Origin of the sequence: Pseudomonas sp. GW531-T4, assembly GCF_017349615.1 — a bacterium.
Taxonomy (GTDB): Bacteria; Pseudomonadota; Gammaproteobacteria; order Pseudomonadales; family Pseudomonadaceae; genus Aquipseudomonas; species Aquipseudomonas chlororaphis_I.
This window is the reverse complement of the sequence record NZ_JACMZT010000001.1, coordinates 262,111-277,364: the sequence shown is the minus strand read 5'-3', so window position 1 is coordinate 277,364 and position 15,254 is coordinate 262,111. Positions and strand designations below refer to the sequence as shown.

Genomic DNA, 15,254 nt, shown 5'->3' with positions numbered 1-15,254 from the left:
ATTTGTCGAATGACCCTGAAGACCATCGAAGGTACCTTCATCGCCCCCAAAGGCCGCTATGCCCTGGTGGTCGGCCGTTTCAACAGCTTCGTCGTCGAAAGCCTGGTCAGCGGCGCCGTTGACGCCCTGGTCCGTCACGGCGTGAGCGAAAGCGACATCACCGTGATCCGTGCCCCTGGCGCCTTCGAGATTCCGCTGGTTGCGCAGAAAGTCGCGCAGAAGGGCGAGTTCGCGGCGATCATCGCCCTGGGCGCGGTCATTCGTGGCGGCACTCCGCACTTCGAATACGTGGCGGGCGAATGCACCAAGGGCCTGGCCCAGGTGTCCATGGAGTTCGGCGTACCGGTCGCCTTCGGCGTGCTGACCGTCGACTCGATCGAGCAAGCCATCGAACGTTCCGGCACCAAGGCCGGCAACAAAGGTGCTGAAGCTGCCTTGTCCGCTCTGGAAATGGTCAGCCTGCTGGCGCAGTTGGAGGCCAAGTGATTAGCGACGAAAGCGATCGTTTCAACCCGCGCGATCCGAAACCTGCGGACGCTGGCAAGCCATCCAAGAGCGCCAAGCGTCGCGAAGCCCGTCAGCTCGCGACCCAGGCGCTGTACCAATGGCACATGGCCAAGCACTCGCTGAACGAGATCGAAGCGCAGTTCCGGGTCGACAACGATTTCACCGACATCGACGGTGCCTACTTCCGTGAGATCCTGCACGGCGTTCCGGCCAACAAGAACGAGATCGACAACGCTCTCGCCCCTTGCCTGGACCTCACCATCGAAGAGCTGGACCCGGTCGAACTGGCGGTCCTGCGCCTGTCCACCTGGGAACTGCTCAAGCGCGTCGACGTGCCGTACCGCGTTGTGATCAACGAAGGTATCGAACTGGCCAAGGTCTTCGGTTCCACCGACGGCCACAAGTTCGTCAACGGCGTACTCGACAAGCTGGCCCCGCGTCTGCGTGAAGCTGAAGTGAAGGCATTCAAGCGCTGATCCGCGCTTGCAGCTGCCATGGGCGAGTTTGAGCTGATCCGTAACTTCTTCGCTGCCGCGCCTTGTGCGCAGGGCGGCGAGGGCGTTGCACTGGGGATTGGCGACGACTGCGCCTTGCTGGCTGTTCCCCCCGGCGAACAGTTGGCGATTTCCACCGACACCCTGGTGGCCGGTGTGCATTTCGCAGACCCCTGCGACCCTTTCCTGCTCGGCCAGCGCTCGCTGGCAGTGGCGGTCAGCGACCTGGCGGCCATGGGCGCCGCGCCCGTCGCCTTCACCCTTGCCCTGACCCTGCCGACGGTCGAAGCCGATTGGCTGCAAGCCTATGCCAATGGCCTGAGCGCCATGGCGCAGAGCTGTGGTGTGCGCCTGGTAGGCGGCGACACCACGCGCGGCCCGTTGACCCTGACCATGACTGTGTTCGGTCGCGTACCCGCCGGCCAGGCCCTGACCCGCAGCGGTGCCCGTCCGGGCGATCTGCTGTGTGTGGGTGGCGAACTGGGCAATGGCGCTGGGGCCTTGCCCCTGGTGCTCGGACAGCGCAGCGCCGATCCGGATATCGCCGAGCCCTTGCTGGCCCACTACTGGTCGCCGCAACCGCAACTGGCCCTGGGCCAGGCGCTGCGTGGCAAGGCCAGCGCGGCCCTGGATATCTCCGATGGCCTGCTGGCCGACTGCGGGCACATTGCTGCGGCTTCGGCTGTCGGCTTGCTGATCGAAAGTGAAAAACTGCCGATGTCCCGGGCGTTGTTGAGCTTTCTCGGTGAGAATGAGGCCCGCTCGGCGGCCCTCAGCGGCGGCGACGACTACGTGCTGGTCTTCACCTTGCCCGAAGCCGAGCTGGCGCCGCTGCTCGCCGCCGGCTGGCCGGTGCATGTGCTGGGCCGGGTCGTGGCCGGGCAGGGCGTGGTGCTGCTGGATGCCGAGGGGCGGGACATCACCCCGAGCACTCGGGGCTATCAACATTTTCGGGAGACACCGTGACAGATCATCCCAAACAGGTTCCGGCAGAGTTCGTGCCGCCCTCCGTCTGGCGTAATCCCTGGCATTTCCTGGCCTTCGGCTTCGGTTCGGGCACCTTGCCCAAGGCCCCGGGGACCTGGGGCTCGCTGGTGGCGCTACCGTTCATTCCGCTGTGGCAGATGCTGCCGGACTGGGGCTACTGGCTGATGCTCGGCATCACCATGCTGTTCGGCTTCTGGCTGTGCGGCAAGGTGGCCGACGACCTGCGGGTGCATGACCATGAAGGCATCGTCTGGGACGAAATGGTCGGCATGTGGATCACCCTGTGGCTGGTGCCGGAAGGCTGGCAGTGGTTGCTGGCGGGCTTCCTGATGTTCCGCTTCTTCGACATTCTCAAGCCCTGGCCGATTCGCTGGATCGACCGGCATGTGCACGGCGGTATCGGGATCATGCTCGACGACGTGCTGGCCGGTGTCTTCGCCTGGTTGGCGATGCAGGGGCTGGTGTGGTGCTTTGCCTGAGGAATCAGCCATGCCGGTCGCTCGCGCTCTGCTGGTAACGCTCTGTGTCTTGACCGCCGGCCTGGTCCGGGCCGCAGAGCCGGCGGCGCTGCCTGGGGAAATCCGGGTGGCCAGCGAGGAGTGGGACAACTACACCCAGGCCGATGGCCAGGGCATGGCCTGGGATATCCTGCGCGAAGTCTTCGAGACCCAGGGCGTGAAGCTCGACATGCGCAGTGTGCCCTACACCCGCTCGGTCGGGTTGGTGCAGCGGCGTGAAGTCGATGCCCTGGTCGGCTCCTATCGGGACGAAACCGATGGCGCCCTGTATCCGCGCTGGAACTACGACACCGACCATATCTACAGCCTGGGCCTGGCGACGAGTTCGCCGCCGACCCTGGCCACGCTCGGCAACTACCGCCTGGTCTGGGTGCGCGGCTACCGCTACCAGGACTACTTGCCCAATATTCAGCGTTTCAATGAAATCCGCCGGCGGGTCGGTATCTTGCCGATGCTCCAGCAAGGTCGCGCCGACTTCTATATCGATGCCCTGACCGAGGTCGATTTTGTCCTGTCCCAGGCCGAGGACCGCGCGCAGTTCAGGCGCACCCATCTGGCCGAACTGCCGCTGTTCCTGGGCTTTGCCGACAATGAACGGGGCCGGGTGCTGCGCGCGCTGTTCGATCGGCGGATGGACGAGTTGGTGAAAAACGGCCGTTTGCGTCCGATTTTCCAGCGCTGGCAGCAGCCCTATCCGTTCGATACCGGGCGTCCGCCTGAAGACCGTTGATCTAACTTCTCGATCTTTATGTCCGATAATTCAGCCTAAGCGTCTGTCGGAAGCTGCTGTTACAATGCCGCCTCTGCGAATCTCCAGTCCCATACAGATCAGGAGCACAACGGTGCCCGTCGTTTTTGTTGCCGCTTCCAAGCTGCCCACCCCTTTTGCGCAATTCACCATGCATGGTTTTCTCGATGAAGCCACCGGCCGCGAGCACGTCGTGCTCAGCCTGGGTGATATTGCCGATGGCGCTCCGGTGCTCGGCCGGTTGCACTCCGAATGCCTGACCGGCGATGCCCTGTTCAGCCAGCGCTGCGACTGCGGTTCGCAACTGGAAGCCGCCCTGCAGGCAATCGCCCGCGAAGGCCGTGGCGTGCTCCTGTACCTGCGTCAGGAAGGCCGCGGCATCGGTTTGCTGAACAAGATCCGCGCCTATGAGTTGCAGGACGGCGGTGCCGACACCGTGGAAGCCAACGAGCGCCTCGGTTTTGCCGCCGACCAGCGTGACTACGCCATGTGCCTGCCGATGCTCGAGCACCTGGGGGTGAAATCCCTGCGCCTGATGACCAACAACCCACGCAAGGTCAAAGCCCTGACCGAGATGGGCATAGTCGTCGCCGAGCGCGTGCCGCTGCATACCGGCCACAACCCGCACAACAAACTCTACCTGGCCACCAAGGCCAGCAAGCTCGACCACATGATGGGCAACGAGCACCAGGGCGAGGTAGACCGGGCGTGACCCGCGGTCAGGTCCGGCGGCGCCTGGCCGTCAGCTGGTGGCAATACCTGGCGCTGGCGCTGCTGCCGCTGTTCGTGATCAACCTGGTGTTTGGTCAGGGCGAGCCGCTGCTGCCGATCCTGGCGATGCCGTTTTTCATCGCTGGCGTGGCCTCGATGTTTGTCAGCCTGCGTTTTTTTGGCGGCTACAAGCGCGCGTTGATCGCCACCCATAAAGCCCTCGATACCCTTGAAGAACCGGCTGCCTGGATCGAGCTGGCGGCCCGTCGTCGTGCGGCGTTCCTGGCCGCGGCGCTGCCGGCCTGGATCGGCGCCCTGGCGGTGTTCGTCGGCCTGGAAGCGGTGCCGCTGATCCTGCTGGCGCTGTCCACCGCCGTGCTGTTCTACCTCTACCGCATTCCGCGTCAGCTCGGTTGATGTCTCGCTGGCTGGCAGTCCTGCTGCTGGCCCTCGGCGGCCCGGCGCTGGCCGTGGAGCGCGTGGTCAGCCTGGCGCCTTCACTGTCGGAAATCGTCGTCGAGCTGGATTCCGCCGACCTGCTGGTCGGCGTGCTGGATGCTGGCGAGCGTCCCCCTCAATTGCACAACCTGCCGTCGGTAGGCCGCTACGGCCAGCTGGACATGGAGCGGCTGCTCAGCCTCAAGCCGGATCTGCTCCTGCTCTGGCCCGGCAGCGTCGGCCCGGCCCAGCGCGAGCAGCTCAGCCGGCTGGGTATCCCGACCCTGGTGGCCGAACCCCACAGCCTCGACCAGCTCATCACCCAGATCGAAACCATCGCCGCCCGGCTAGGGCGCCCACAACGCGGCCTGGAACGTGCCCATACGTTACGGCGGCAGTTGGCCAACCTGCGTCAGCGCTATGCCCGCAGCGCGCCTCTGGCGGTGTTTTATCAAGTCTGGGATCAGCCGCTGTACACCGTGGGCGGCGGGCAAATCATCAGTGATGCCTTGAGTGTGTGCGGCGCGCGCAACGTGTTTGCCGACCTGCCGCTGCCGGCGCCCCAGGTCAGCGTCGAGGCGGTGCTGCAGCGCAACCCTGAAGTGATCCTGGCCAGCACCCAGGCCCAGCTGGATGCCTGGAAAGCCTGGCCGCAGCTGAAGGCTGTGGCCCAAGGCCGGTTGTTGCTGATCAGCGATAAAGGCCTGGAGCGGCCGAGCGGGCAGATGATCGCCGCGACGGCCAAGCTCTGCCAATTGCTTGATCCTGAGTAGCCGCGGCTAGCGCATCGCGGGCAAGCCTCGTTGAGTCTGTAGGAGCGAGGCTTGCCCGCGAGCGCCCTCACTGGCGCCGCATGACTAAAGCTCCGGCGTCCAGGTTACCCCGAACATCCAGGCCCGGCCTGGCTCCCGATACCCGTATTGGGCACCGTCGTGGCTGTACAGCACCCGGCTGTAGGACTTATCCAGCAGATTGTCGACCTTCAATTCCAGCCGGACCTCGCGATTCAGCGCCCAGCTGCCGCGCAAGCCCAGCAGGGTATAACCGCCGAGGCGTTGCTGGTTGGCCAGGTCGTCATAGCTGCTGCTCACCGCCTGCCAGCTGGCGCCGAGGCCCAGGCGGTCGAACTGCCGGTCCAGGTCCAGGCTCAGGGTGCGCCGGGCGCGGCGGGCCAGGGTGTGGCCGGTGTCGCGGTCGCGGGGATCGATGATTGCCAGCCCCAGATTGCTCTGCCAGCCAAACAGCTCCTGGCGCAGCGCCGCCTCGAAGCCGTTGATGCGTGCCGAGGCGACGTTCTGCGGGCGCGAGTTGCTGCCGAAGATAATCGCGTCTTCCAGGTCGGTGCGGTACAGCGAGGTTTCCAGGCGCGTGCTTTCGCTCAACTGGCTGCGCCATTGCAGCTCGTAGCTTTTCGAGGTCTCGGGCTTGAGGTCGGGGTTGCTGAAGTCGGGGTAATACAGGTCGTTGAAGGTCGGGGCGCGGAAGCCTTCGCTGTAGGTCAGCAGGACATCGTTGTCGGCGTTCAGCGGCAGGGTGAGGGTGCCGCTCCAGCTGTTCTGGCCGCCGAACTGCTGGTTCTGGTCGCGGCGCAGGCCCAGCTCGGTGGAGAAACTGTCGGCCTTGAAGCGATGCTGGACAAAGGCCGCGCGGTTCCAGCGACTGTCCTCGGCGAAGGCGGTGCTGCTATTGACCCGGTCTTGGTACCAGTCGCCGCCGACGATCAGGCTGTTGCGTTCGTCGAGGCTCAGGTCGTTCTGCCAGTTGACCGAGTCGCGATAGGTGTTGAACACCGTGCGTTCGTCGCTGAGCTTGTCGAAGGTCTTCTCGCGGTTCTCGCTGTGGCCCAGTTCCAGGCGCGACTTCCAGGCTTCGTTGATACGGCCGTCGATATAGCTGCTGAAGCTGCTGACCGCGAATTCGCTGTAGGGCTTCTGGGGGAGGCTCTCGAAGGTGCGGCTGTCGAAGCGTCCGAAGGGGTTGTCGAACTCGCTTTTGCCGCGGTTATCCAGCAGGTTCAGGCCGGCTTCCCAGTTGTCGTTGAAGGCGTGGCTCAGGCTCAGGCTGAGGGACTGGTTGCGGTAGGCGTCATCATCGCGATCGCTGGCATAGGACTCATGGGTGCGATTGCTCCCGGCGGTATCGTCGAGGCTGGCGCCCAGGTTGAAGCGAGTCTTTTGGTCGCCGCCGGACAGGCCGATGCTGCGCTCCCAACTCCGGTGGCTGCCCACCCCCAGGTGCAGGCGCGGTTGCAGGCCCTGCTCGGCGCTGCGCCGGGTGAAGATCTGGATCACCCCGCCAATGGCATCGCTGCCGTAGATCACCGAACGCGAACCGCGCAGCACTTCTACCCGTTCGATCTGCTGGATATTCAGGTGCTGCAGGTTGCTGTCGCCGGAGCTCGAACTGCCGATGCGCTGGCCGTCCACCAGCACCAGGGTCTGGGCCGACGAAGTGCCGCGGATATAGATCCCCGGCACGCTGCCCCGGCCGCCGCTCTGCGCCACCTGCACGCCAGGCACCCGTTGCAGCAGGTCGGTGACGCTGGAGGGTTGCAGGCGGTCGATATCGTCGCGGGTGAACACGGTGTTGGCGGCGCTGCTGTCGTTGCGCGCCTCTACCTGGCGGTTGGCGCTGATCAGCGTGTCGGGCAGCTTGAGGGCCTGTTCGCGATCGAGGTTGTCGGCCAGCAGTTGGCCGGTGGGCAGCAAGGCAAGGGGCAGGGCGAGGAGGGCGGGTTTCATCGACAATCCGTGGCGCTTGGCGAGCGAGGCAGGGGCCGGGGATAACTCCTGTAGCCGCTGCCGAAGGCTGCGATCGGCCCCGAAGGGCCGTCGCTTTTGAGGCTTACAGGCCGAGCAGGCGCAGGCGTTCCCGCACGGCGGCTTCGATGCCGGCTTCGTCCAGGCCGCATTCGGCCAGCATCTGCGCAGGCTTGGCGTGCTCGACATAGAGGTCCGGCAAGCCCAGGTGCAGGATCGGCTTGAGGATCGCCTCGTGCGCCAGGAACTCGCTGACCGCGCCGCCGGCGCCGCCCATGATGGCGTTCTCTTCGACGGTCACCAGCAGTTCGTGGCTGGCGGCGATCTCGCGCACCAGGGCTTCATCCAGCGGCTTGACGAAACGCATGTCGACCACGGTGGCGTCCAGCTTGTCGGCGACTTTCAGCGCCTCGGCCAGTTGCACACCGAACACCAGCAGGGCGACTTTGCTGCCCTGGCGGCGCACCACGCCCTTGCCGATCTCGATCGGCTGCAGGTCTTTCTCGATGGTGGCGTTCGGGCCGGTACCGCGCGGGTAACGCACGGCGGCCGGGCCGTTGTACAGGTGGCCGGTGCTGAGCATCTTGCGCAGCTCGTTCTCGTCGCTCGGGGTCATCACCACCATGCCGGGGATGCAGCGCAGGAACGACAGGTCGAAGCTGCCGGCGTGGGTCGGGCCGTCTTCGCCCACCAGGCCGGCGCGGTCGATGGCGAACAGCACGTCGAGGTTCTGCACCGCTACGTCATGCACAAGCTGGTCGTAACCGCGCTGCAGGAAGGTCGAATAGATCGCCACCACCGGCTTGGCGCCTTCGCAGGCCATGCCGGCCGCCAGGGTCACGGCGTGCTGCTCGGCAATCGCCACGTCGAAGTAGCGCAGCGGGAAACGCTCGCTGAAGGCCACCAGGTCCGAGCCTTCCTTCATCGCCGGGGTAATGCCCACCAGGCGTGGGTCGGCGGCGGCCATGTCGCACAGCCATTCGCCGAACACACCGGAGTACTTCGGCCCGCCGGCCTTTTTCGGCGCGGCGGCGGGGCTGTCCAGGGGATCGAGCTTGGTGATGGCGTGGTAGCCGATCGGGTCGACTTCCGCCGGGGCGAAACCCTTGCCCTTTTTGGTCACCACGTGCAGGAACTGCGGGCCCTTGAGGTCGCGCATGTTACGCAGGGTGGCGATCAGGGTTGGCAGGTCGTGGCCATCGATCGGGCCGATGTAGTTCCAGCCCAGTTCTTCGAACAGGGTGCCGGGAACCAGCATGCCCTTTGCGTATTCTTCGGTGCGACGGGCGATTTCCCAGGCGCCGGGCAGGCGCGACAGCACCTTCTTGCTGCCTTCGCGCATGCTGGCGTAGGTGCGGCTGGAGAGGATCTTGGCCAGGTAGTTGGACAGGCCGCCGACGTTACGCGAGATCGACATGTCGTTGTCGTTGAGGATCACCAGCATGTTGGCGTCCACTTCCGGCGCGTGGTTCAGCGCCTCGAAGGCCATGCCCGCGGTCAGGGCGCCGTCGCCGATCACCGCGATCGCCTTGCGCTCGCTGTTCAGCAGGCGGGCGGCAATGGCCATGCCCAGCGCCGCACTGATCGAGGTGCTGGAATGGCCGACGCCAAAGGTGTCGTACTCGCTCTCGGAACGCCGTGGGAAGGCGGCCAGGCCGTCCTTCTGGCGCAGGCTGGCCATGCGCTCGCGGCGACCGGTGAGGATCTTGTGCGGATAAGCCTGATGACCCACGTCCCACACCAGACGGTCGTCCGGCGTGTCGAAGACGTAATGCAGCGCGATGGTCAGCTCGATGACGCCCAGGCCGGCACCGAAATGCCCACCGGTCTGGCCGACCGTATAGAGCAACTCCAGGCGCAACTCATCGGCCAGGGTTTCCAGCTCGGCTTCGCCTAACCGGCGCAGGCCGTCCGGCGTGTTGGCACGGTCGAGCAGGGGCGTGGTCGGGCGCTTGCGGGGAATCTCATGAAACGTCGTGGGCATCAGGCGAATCGTTATAGGTATAAAAGAGGCGGCAGTTTACCTTATGCATCGCAAGCTGCCCACGCAGAGCGCGGAACTTGGCCGATATGCGGTCTGCCGCGCCGGGGTCGATCAACTGCGTCGTTCGACGATATAACGCGCCAGCTCCCGCAGGGGCTCGGCGCCCGCGTCAAAGGGTCGCAGTGCGTGCAGGGCCTGATCGCGCAGCTCCAGGGCATAGGCCTTGGCCGCTTCCAGGCCGAGCAGGGCCGGGTAGGTCGGTTTGTCCCGCGCGATGTCGGCTCCCTGGCGTTTGCCGAGGGTCGCGGTATCGCTTTCCACGTCGAGAATGTCGTCCTGCACCTGGAAGGCCAGGCCGATGGCCTGGGCATAGGTCTGCAGGGACTTGAGTTCGTCTTTCTCGGCCCGGCCGCTGGCCAGGGCGCCGAGCTTGACGCTGGCCTCGATCAGCGCGCCGGTCTTGTGCCGGTGCATGTATTCCAGGGCTTTCTGGTCGAGCTTGAGGCCCACCGAACCGAGGTCGATGGCCTGGCCGCCGACCATGCCCGCCGGGCCCGCCGCCAGCGCCAGGGCGCTGACCATCTGCAGGCGGATCTCGGCGCTCGAATCGCTCAGGCGCGGGTCGAGCAGGGCGCTGAAGGCCAGGCTCTGCAAACCGTCGCCGGCGAGAATCGCGCAGGCTTCATCGAAGGCTTTGTGGGTGGTCGGCTGGCCGCGACGCAGATCGTCGTCGTCCATCGCCGGCAAATCGTCGTGCACCAGGGAATAGGCGTGGATCAGCTCCACCGCGCAGGCGGCGCCGTTGGCTTGCTCCGGCCGGGCGCCGAGGGCTTCGCAGGCGGCGTAGGCCAGCAGCGGGCGTACGCGCTTGCCGCCGTTCATCACGCTGTAGCGCATGGCCTCGTAAAGACGGGCCAGCTCCGGGCTTGGCGCGTGGAACAGGGTTTCCAGTGCAGCATTGACCCGGGCCTGACTGCTGGCCTGATAGGCCGCGATCATTCTGGCTGTTCCGCGTCGAAGGGTTCTTCGGCCAGCTCGCCATCGCGTTCCAGCAGGATCTGCACCTTCTGCTCGGCCTGGGCCAGCGCCGCCTGGCAATCGCGGGTCAGGCCGATGCCTTGCTCGAAGGCGGTCAACGAGTCTTCCAGCGACAGCTCGCCGTTCTCCAGACGCTCGACCAGCGTTTGCAGGTCGGCGAGGGATTGTTCGAAATCTAAGGCAGCTTTTTTGCGGGCCATGGCGGCTATCCCGGTTGACGTTAAACCGGCGCGACACTAGCAGACATGGGGGGTTGGGGCAAATGAGCAGGGGGCGGAGGCCTTCTTCAGTCGCCTTGATAAGGCGTCTGTTTTCGGTGGATCGTGGTGGGTTTCAGGCAATTGGGCTTTGGTATGCCTTTTGGGTGGTGGCATTTTGGTATTGATGAGGCTTAGGATGATGAAGCCATATTTCTAACTTCAGGGAGAAGTACATGAGTAATAAGTCATTCCGAGTCACGTTCACTCGCGGCGATAGCTCTTCTGTTATCACCAGTACTGTCCAAGCTTCGAGCGCTAGCCAGGCAAAGGAAAAAATCAAGGAAAGAGAGCGTGGAAAGGCCAAAATCATCTCGGCAGTAGAGCAATAAGACACTCAAGTTCGATCAGGCGGGGTGGGTGACTCTCTGCTCCGCTTTTTCAGCGGTTTCAACGATGTTGTTCGGTAGAGCTGACGGAGCTGAATTATGGACGATGAAGAACAGCAGGAAAAACGCTCGATCTATTACGATTTGGGCGATGCCTATAACGAGGTGAAAGGTGCCAGTGGCGCGAAGGAAACAGCGATCACTGGTGCTGTGCTAGCGGGTAAGACCTTATTCAATACCTCGATTTGGGCAGGAAAGTTGGGAATCGAAATGATCAAGAACCTTCCTGAAGCCATGGAAAAACAACGTGAGCGAATGGAAGCCGAAAAAGCTAAAAAGTAGCAGCCATGAGGGGCTCGTCTGAGCCCCATTCAAATGAGCTCCTTCCAAGTGATTCACAGGTTCGACAGACAGCGCTGACAGTGAGTCAAATTTGTACAGTTGATCACTCTGATCTGTACCGACCAGTCCCCAGACCTTGCCTTCTCTTGTAGCAGATTGGTGTCCACAGTCCTGTGTCGCCATTTCTTGCTTTACGACAAGGAAAGTTGCGCGCACTTGCCTTGCAATGCCCCATCGTTGATTGGCAAGGAGAAGCTGCAATGAGTGTTTTTCGAAGTGTATTGGGGGCCTGTGTGCTGCTTGGCAGCTGTGCCAGCAGCCTGGCGCTGGCCGGTGGGGCCGAGGGTTTGCAGCGGGTGAAGGTCGACCTGGTCGCGCCGCCGCTGGTGCATCCCCATGAGCAGGTGGTCAGCGGGCCGCCCAAGGTGGTGCAGTTCCGCATGAGTATCGAAGAGAAAAAAATGGTCATCGACGACCAGGGCACCACGCTCCAGGCCATGACCTTCAATGGCTCCATGCCCGGCCCGACCCTGGTGGTGCACGAGGGTGACTATATAGAGCTGACGCTGGTCAATCCGGCGACCAACAGCATGCCCCACAATGTCGACTTTCACGCGGCCACCGGCGCCCTGGGCGGGGCGGGCCTGACCCAGGTGGTGCCAGGGCAGGAAGTGGTGCTGCGCTTCAAGGCCGACCGCAGCGGCACCTTTGTCTATCACTGCGCGCCGCAAGGCATGGTGCCGTGGCACGTGGTGTCGGGCATGAACGGCGCGCTGATGGTGCTGCCCCGTGACGGCCTGCGCGACCCGCAGGGCAAACCCCTGCATTACGACCGCGTCTACACCATCGGCGAGTCCGACCTGTATATCCCCAAGGACAAGGACGGCCACTACAAGGACTACCCGGACCTGGCGTCCAGTTACCAGGACACCCGCGCGGTCATGCGCACCCTGACCCCGAGCCACGTGGTGTTCAACGGCCGTGTCGGCGCCCTGACCGGGGCCAACGCGCTGACCTCCAAGGTTGGGGAGAGCGTGCTGTTCATCCACTCCCAGGCCAACCGCGACAGCCGTCCGCACCTGATTGGCGGCCATGGCGACTGGGTCTGGACCACCGGCAAGTTCGCCAACCCGCCGCAACGCAACATGGAAACCTGGTTTATCCCTGGCGGTTCCGCGGTGGCGGCGCTGTACACCTTCAAGCAACCGGGGACCTACGTGTACCTCAGCCATAACCTGATCGAGGCCATGGAACTGGGGGCCCTGGCCCAGATCAAGGTGGAGGGGCAGTGGGACGATGACCTGATGACCCAGGTGAAAGCGCCGGGGCCGATCGTCGAGCCCAAGCAATAGGAAGAGGGGCGGGGATATTGCTCAGGTCTTGATCATTTCGTAAAAGTCCGTAATATCCCCGCCATGCTCATCGATCAAATCAAAGCGCTGGCCAGCGACATCCGCATGCAGATGCTTGAATGGCTGAAGGACCCGGAAGGCAACTTTCCGCCCCAGGGGCATGACGCACCGAAAGAAATCGGCATCTGCATGACTCACCTGCAGCACAAGGCCGCGCTTTCGGCGTCCAGCACCTCCAGCCATTTGGCGATCCTGCAGCAGGCGGGTCTGGTCGAGGCCACGCGCATTGGCAAGTGGACTTACTTTCGCCGTAACGAAGCCGCCATTGCGGCCTTTACCGAGCAACTGAAGCGCGAGCTCTGAGTTTTTTTACTTGAACATTTCGTTATTTTTCGAAATGAAAAGGCAACCCAGGAGGATCTGTTCATGAAAGCAATCTACGTACAACCCGGTGGTGGCTACGACAACGTGGTGGTCGGCGAGGCTCCGGCCGCGGCGCCACAAGCGGGCGAAATTACCGTGCGCCTGCGCGCCAGTTCCCTCAACTACCACGATTTCGCGGTGGTCAGCGGCATGTGGGGCCCGACCGAGTCGCGCATCCCGATGGCCGATGGCGCCGGCGAAGTGATCGCCGTGGGCGAGGGGGTCAGTGAATTCGCCGTTGGCGACTCGGTGGTCAGCACCTTTTTCCCCGAATGGCTGGATGGCAGGCCCAATGTCGTCGGCTTTGCCACGGTGCCGGGCGACGGCCTGGACGGTTACGCCCGTGAAGTCGTTACCGCTCGCGCCACCGCCTTCACCCGTGCGCCCAAGGGCTGGAGCCACGCCGAAGCCGCGACCCTGACCACCGCCGGTCTCACTGCCTGGCGTGCGCTGGTGGACGACGGCCGGGTGACTGCTGGCGACACCGTGCTGGTGCAAGGCACCGGCGGCGTGTCGATCTTCGCCCTGCAATTCGCCAAGATGCTCGGCGCCACCGTGATCGCCACCTCGTCCAGCGATGCCAAGCTGGAACGGCTGAAAGCCCTCGGTGCCGATCACCTGATCAACTACCGCAAGGACCCTACCTGGGGCGAAACCGTGCAGAAACTCACTGCCGGCCGTGGCGTCGACCACGTGATCGAAGTCGGCGGCCCGGCCACCCTGGAACAGTCGATGATCGCCGCCCGGGCCGGTGGCCATATCTCGGTGATAGGCATCCTGACCGGCGTGGCGGGTGAGTTCCCGATCGTCACCGCGCTGGTCAAGCAACTGCGCCTGCAAGGCGTGCTGGTGGGTAACCGCCGGCAGCAGCAGGACATGGTCCGCGCCATCGATGCCAACGGCATGCATCCGATCCTCGACAAGCATTTCGCCCTGGAGGCGATAGTCGATGCCTTCCGCTACCAGGAAAGCAACCAGCACTTCGGCAAGATCATTCTCGATATCTGACCCTGCCTGGCCGGCCGCCGCGGATCACTCGCTCTGATCCGTGGTGGCCAGCACCTCGTTGATCTTCCAGCAGCCTTTGTCCTTGACCAGCAGCAGGTCGACGATCTGCGTGGTGTCCGGCGTATTGCCCAGGGTCACCGACTCGCGCGCCGAGGCGCCTTGCACCTGCGGTTCGCTGACCTTGATCTGGGTCAGCCACTCATCCATGTAGTCCTGGGTCTTGAGGAAGTAGTCCTCTTCCAGCCCTTCGGGGCTGCTCATCTGCTTCTTGATCCGTTCGATCAGCGTTTGGGTGACGTACTGCTGCAGGTGCGGCAGGTCATCGGTGATCGGGTCTTTTTCGTTGCTGAAACTTTCCAGGTACCAGTTGTAGAAGGCCTCGGCCACCGGCTTGGGCGAGCTGGCGCAGTCGGCGAGGGCGAGGGGTTGATGGAAAGCCGCGGCGAGGAGCAGCAGGGGGAACAGCTTTCTCATGGGGCGTCCTTACAGGGAAGTGGGGGGGCTTTAAGGCATTGAGACAGCAAGAAAGGGTCGGCTGTTCGATTTCACCACGCGATGGCGCGGATCGCTATCGGCCTGTGCGCTGGCAGTGCTTTGCAATACAAATACGCTTTCAAATACTGTAGTCTTGAAACTACAGTTGCGGGATGATCGAGATCAAACAGATCGCGACCTTTATGGAGTGGGAAAACAGGCTCAAGGATCCCAGAGCCAGGGCGTTGATCGCTGCGCGGATTTTTCGCCTGGCCAACGGCCTTGCCGGGGACGTGTCTCCGGTGGGCGAAGGCGTCAGTGAGTTGCGCATCCATTACGGGCCGGGCTACCGGGTTTACTTCCAGCAGTGCGGCCTGCAACTCGTCATCCTGTTATGCGGCGGCGACAAGAGTCGCCAGAGCCGCGATATAGAACTGGCCAAATACCTGGCCCATCGTTGGAGTCGATCATGAACGAACCGCTTTTCGACTATGACCCCGCCACGTCCCTGCGTGACCCGCAGGCCATTGCCCTGTTCATGGCGGACGCCTTCGAGACCGGCGATGCCGGCTACATCGCCAAAGCCTTGGGCGTGGTGGCGCGGGCCAAGGGCATGACCGAACTGGCCCATGAAACCGGGCTGTCCCGCGAGCAGCTGTACCGCTCGTTCAGTGACAAGGGCAACCCGACCCTGAAGACCCTGCTGGCGGTGATGCGCGCCCTGGGGCTGGAGATGACGGCGCGGGTGCATGGGGCGTCTTGATGAGAGTGGCGGTCGCATCCAGCCCCATAAAGGTTTTACTTCAGGCTTGCAGAGGGCCGATCAATAAGAGCGCCTCTATAAAGAGGGGCGAATGAATATTCGCCCCGTTCCTGCCTTCGGCT

The 15,254-nt window shown here is 63.7% G+C and carries 19 protein-coding genes; 14 read left to right on the top strand and 5 right to left on the bottom strand.

Annotation, left to right across the window (positions count from 1 at the left end; genetic code table 11):
• Positions 1-9: 9 nt before the first annotated feature.
• The 8 genes from ribE to J4D28_RS01290 all read left to right on the top strand — a co-directional run bounded on the left by ribE (position 10) and on the right by J4D28_RS01290 (position 5,176).
• Positions 10-486, top strand: a complete 477-nt coding sequence (gene ribE, locus J4D28_RS01325) for a 6,7-dimethyl-8-ribityllumazine synthase (RefSeq protein ID WP_007924117.1) — start codon at positions 10-12, stop codon at positions 484-486.
• A complete protein-coding gene (gene nusB, locus J4D28_RS01320) occupies positions 483-983 on the top strand; it encodes a transcription antitermination factor NusB (protein ID WP_009051090.1) in 501 nt (166 codons plus the stop codon). The genes ribE and nusB overlap by 4 nt, the downstream gene beginning before the upstream one ends.
• An 18-nt stretch (positions 984-1,001) precedes the next feature.
• Positions 1,002-1,967 carry a thiamine-phosphate kinase gene (gene thiL, locus J4D28_RS01315; protein WP_009051089.1) on the top strand — a complete coding sequence of 322 codons (966 nt, stop codon included), beginning with the start codon at positions 1,002-1,004 and terminating at the stop codon, positions 1,965-1,967.
• Positions 1,964-2,467 carry a phosphatidylglycerophosphatase A gene (locus tag J4D28_RS01310; protein ID WP_009045821.1) on the top strand — a complete coding sequence of 168 codons (504 nt, stop codon included), beginning with the start codon at positions 1,964-1,966 and terminating at the stop codon, positions 2,465-2,467. Before thiL ends, J4D28_RS01310 begins: the two co-directional genes overlap by 4 nt.
• Before the next feature lie 10 nt (positions 2,468-2,477).
• On the top strand, positions 2,478-3,236 hold the full coding sequence (locus J4D28_RS01305; protein WP_028683463.1) for an ABC transporter substrate-binding protein: 759 nt from the start codon (positions 2,478-2,480) through the stop codon (positions 3,234-3,236).
• Positions 3,237-3,348: 112 nt separating this feature from the next.
• Entirely contained in the window at positions 3,349-3,966 is a 618-nt protein-coding gene (ribA, locus tag J4D28_RS01300; protein WP_007924108.1) for a GTP cyclohydrolase II, read from the top strand.
• Entirely contained in the window at positions 3,963-4,382 is a 420-nt protein-coding gene (locus tag J4D28_RS01295; protein ID WP_016702669.1) for a hypothetical protein, read from the top strand. Before ribA ends, J4D28_RS01295 begins: the two co-directional genes overlap by 4 nt.
• Positions 4,382-5,176 (top strand): cobalamin-binding protein, encoded by a 795-nt coding sequence (locus J4D28_RS01290; protein WP_009051086.1) that lies wholly within the window; start codon positions 4,382-4,384, stop codon positions 5,174-5,176. The genes J4D28_RS01295 and J4D28_RS01290 overlap by 1 nt, the downstream gene beginning before the upstream one ends.
• A gap of 84 nt (positions 5,177-5,260) precedes the next feature.
• On the opposite strand, the gene J4D28_RS01285 is transcribed toward J4D28_RS01290, so the two are convergent.
• The 4 genes from J4D28_RS01285 to J4D28_RS01270 all read right to left on the bottom strand — a co-directional run bounded on the left by J4D28_RS01285 (position 5,261) and on the right by J4D28_RS01270 (position 10,384).
• The gene (locus J4D28_RS01285; protein WP_103330768.1) at positions 5,261-7,144 is read right to left on the bottom strand and encodes a TonB-dependent receptor domain-containing protein; all 1,884 of its coding nucleotides are present in this window, start codon (positions 7,142-7,144) and stop codon (positions 5,261-5,263) included.
• A gap of 103 nt (positions 7,145-7,247) precedes the next feature.
• On the bottom strand, positions 7,248-9,146 hold the full coding sequence (dxs, locus tag J4D28_RS01280) for a 1-deoxy-D-xylulose-5-phosphate synthase (RefSeq protein WP_103330767.1): 1,899 nt from the start codon (positions 9,144-9,146) through the stop codon (positions 7,248-7,250).
• Positions 9,147-9,257: 111 nt separating this feature from the next.
• Complete coding sequence (gene ispA / locus J4D28_RS01275; protein ID WP_038575447.1) at positions 9,258-10,145, bottom strand: (2E,6E)-farnesyl diphosphate synthase; 888 nt, start codon at positions 10,143-10,145, stop codon at positions 9,258-9,260.
• Positions 10,142-10,384 (bottom strand): exodeoxyribonuclease VII small subunit, encoded by a 243-nt coding sequence (locus J4D28_RS01270; protein WP_007924102.1) that lies wholly within the window; start codon positions 10,382-10,384, stop codon positions 10,142-10,144. The genes ispA and J4D28_RS01270 overlap by 4 nt, the downstream gene beginning before the upstream one ends.
• Positions 10,385-10,869: 485 nt before the next feature.
• Between J4D28_RS01270 and J4D28_RS01265 the strand changes: the two genes are divergently transcribed.
• From J4D28_RS01265 to J4D28_RS01250, 4 genes are all read left to right on the top strand, one after another.
• Positions 10,870-11,112 (top strand): hypothetical protein, encoded by a 243-nt coding sequence (locus tag J4D28_RS01265; protein WP_009051082.1) that lies wholly within the window; start codon positions 10,870-10,872, stop codon positions 11,110-11,112.
• Between the two features lie 260 nt (positions 11,113-11,372).
• Complete coding sequence (gene nirK, locus J4D28_RS01260; protein ID WP_009051081.1) at positions 11,373-12,464, top strand: copper-containing nitrite reductase; 1,092 nt, start codon at positions 11,373-11,375, stop codon at positions 12,462-12,464.
• Between the two features lie 63 nt (positions 12,465-12,527).
• The gene (locus J4D28_RS01255) at positions 12,528-12,827 is read left to right on the top strand and encodes a helix-turn-helix transcriptional regulator (protein ID WP_009051080.1); all 300 of its coding nucleotides are present in this window, start codon (positions 12,528-12,530) and stop codon (positions 12,825-12,827) included.
• A gap of 63 nt (positions 12,828-12,890) precedes the next feature.
• Positions 12,891-13,895, top strand: a complete 1,005-nt coding sequence (locus J4D28_RS01250; RefSeq protein WP_009051079.1) for an NAD(P)-dependent alcohol dehydrogenase — start codon at positions 12,891-12,893, stop codon at positions 13,893-13,895.
• A 24-nt stretch (positions 13,896-13,919) separates the two neighbouring features.
• Here the strand turns inward: J4D28_RS01250 and J4D28_RS01245 are convergent, their stop codons facing one another.
• Positions 13,920-14,369 (bottom strand): DUF3828 domain-containing protein, encoded by a 450-nt coding sequence (locus tag J4D28_RS01245; protein WP_009051078.1) that lies wholly within the window; start codon positions 14,367-14,369, stop codon positions 13,920-13,922.
• Positions 14,370-14,542: 173 nt separating this feature from the next.
• On the opposite strand from J4D28_RS01245, the gene J4D28_RS01240 reads away from it, so the two are divergent.
• Complete coding sequence (locus tag J4D28_RS01240) at positions 14,543-14,842, top strand: type II toxin-antitoxin system RelE/ParE family toxin (RefSeq protein ID WP_009051077.1); 300 nt, start codon at positions 14,543-14,545, stop codon at positions 14,840-14,842.
• Positions 14,839-15,132: an addiction module antidote protein gene (locus J4D28_RS01235; protein ID WP_009051076.1), complete on the top strand. Its 294-nt coding sequence runs from the start codon at positions 14,839-14,841 to the stop codon at positions 15,130-15,132. Before J4D28_RS01240 ends, J4D28_RS01235 begins: the two co-directional genes overlap by 4 nt.
• Positions 15,133-15,254: the final 122 nt, after the last annotated feature.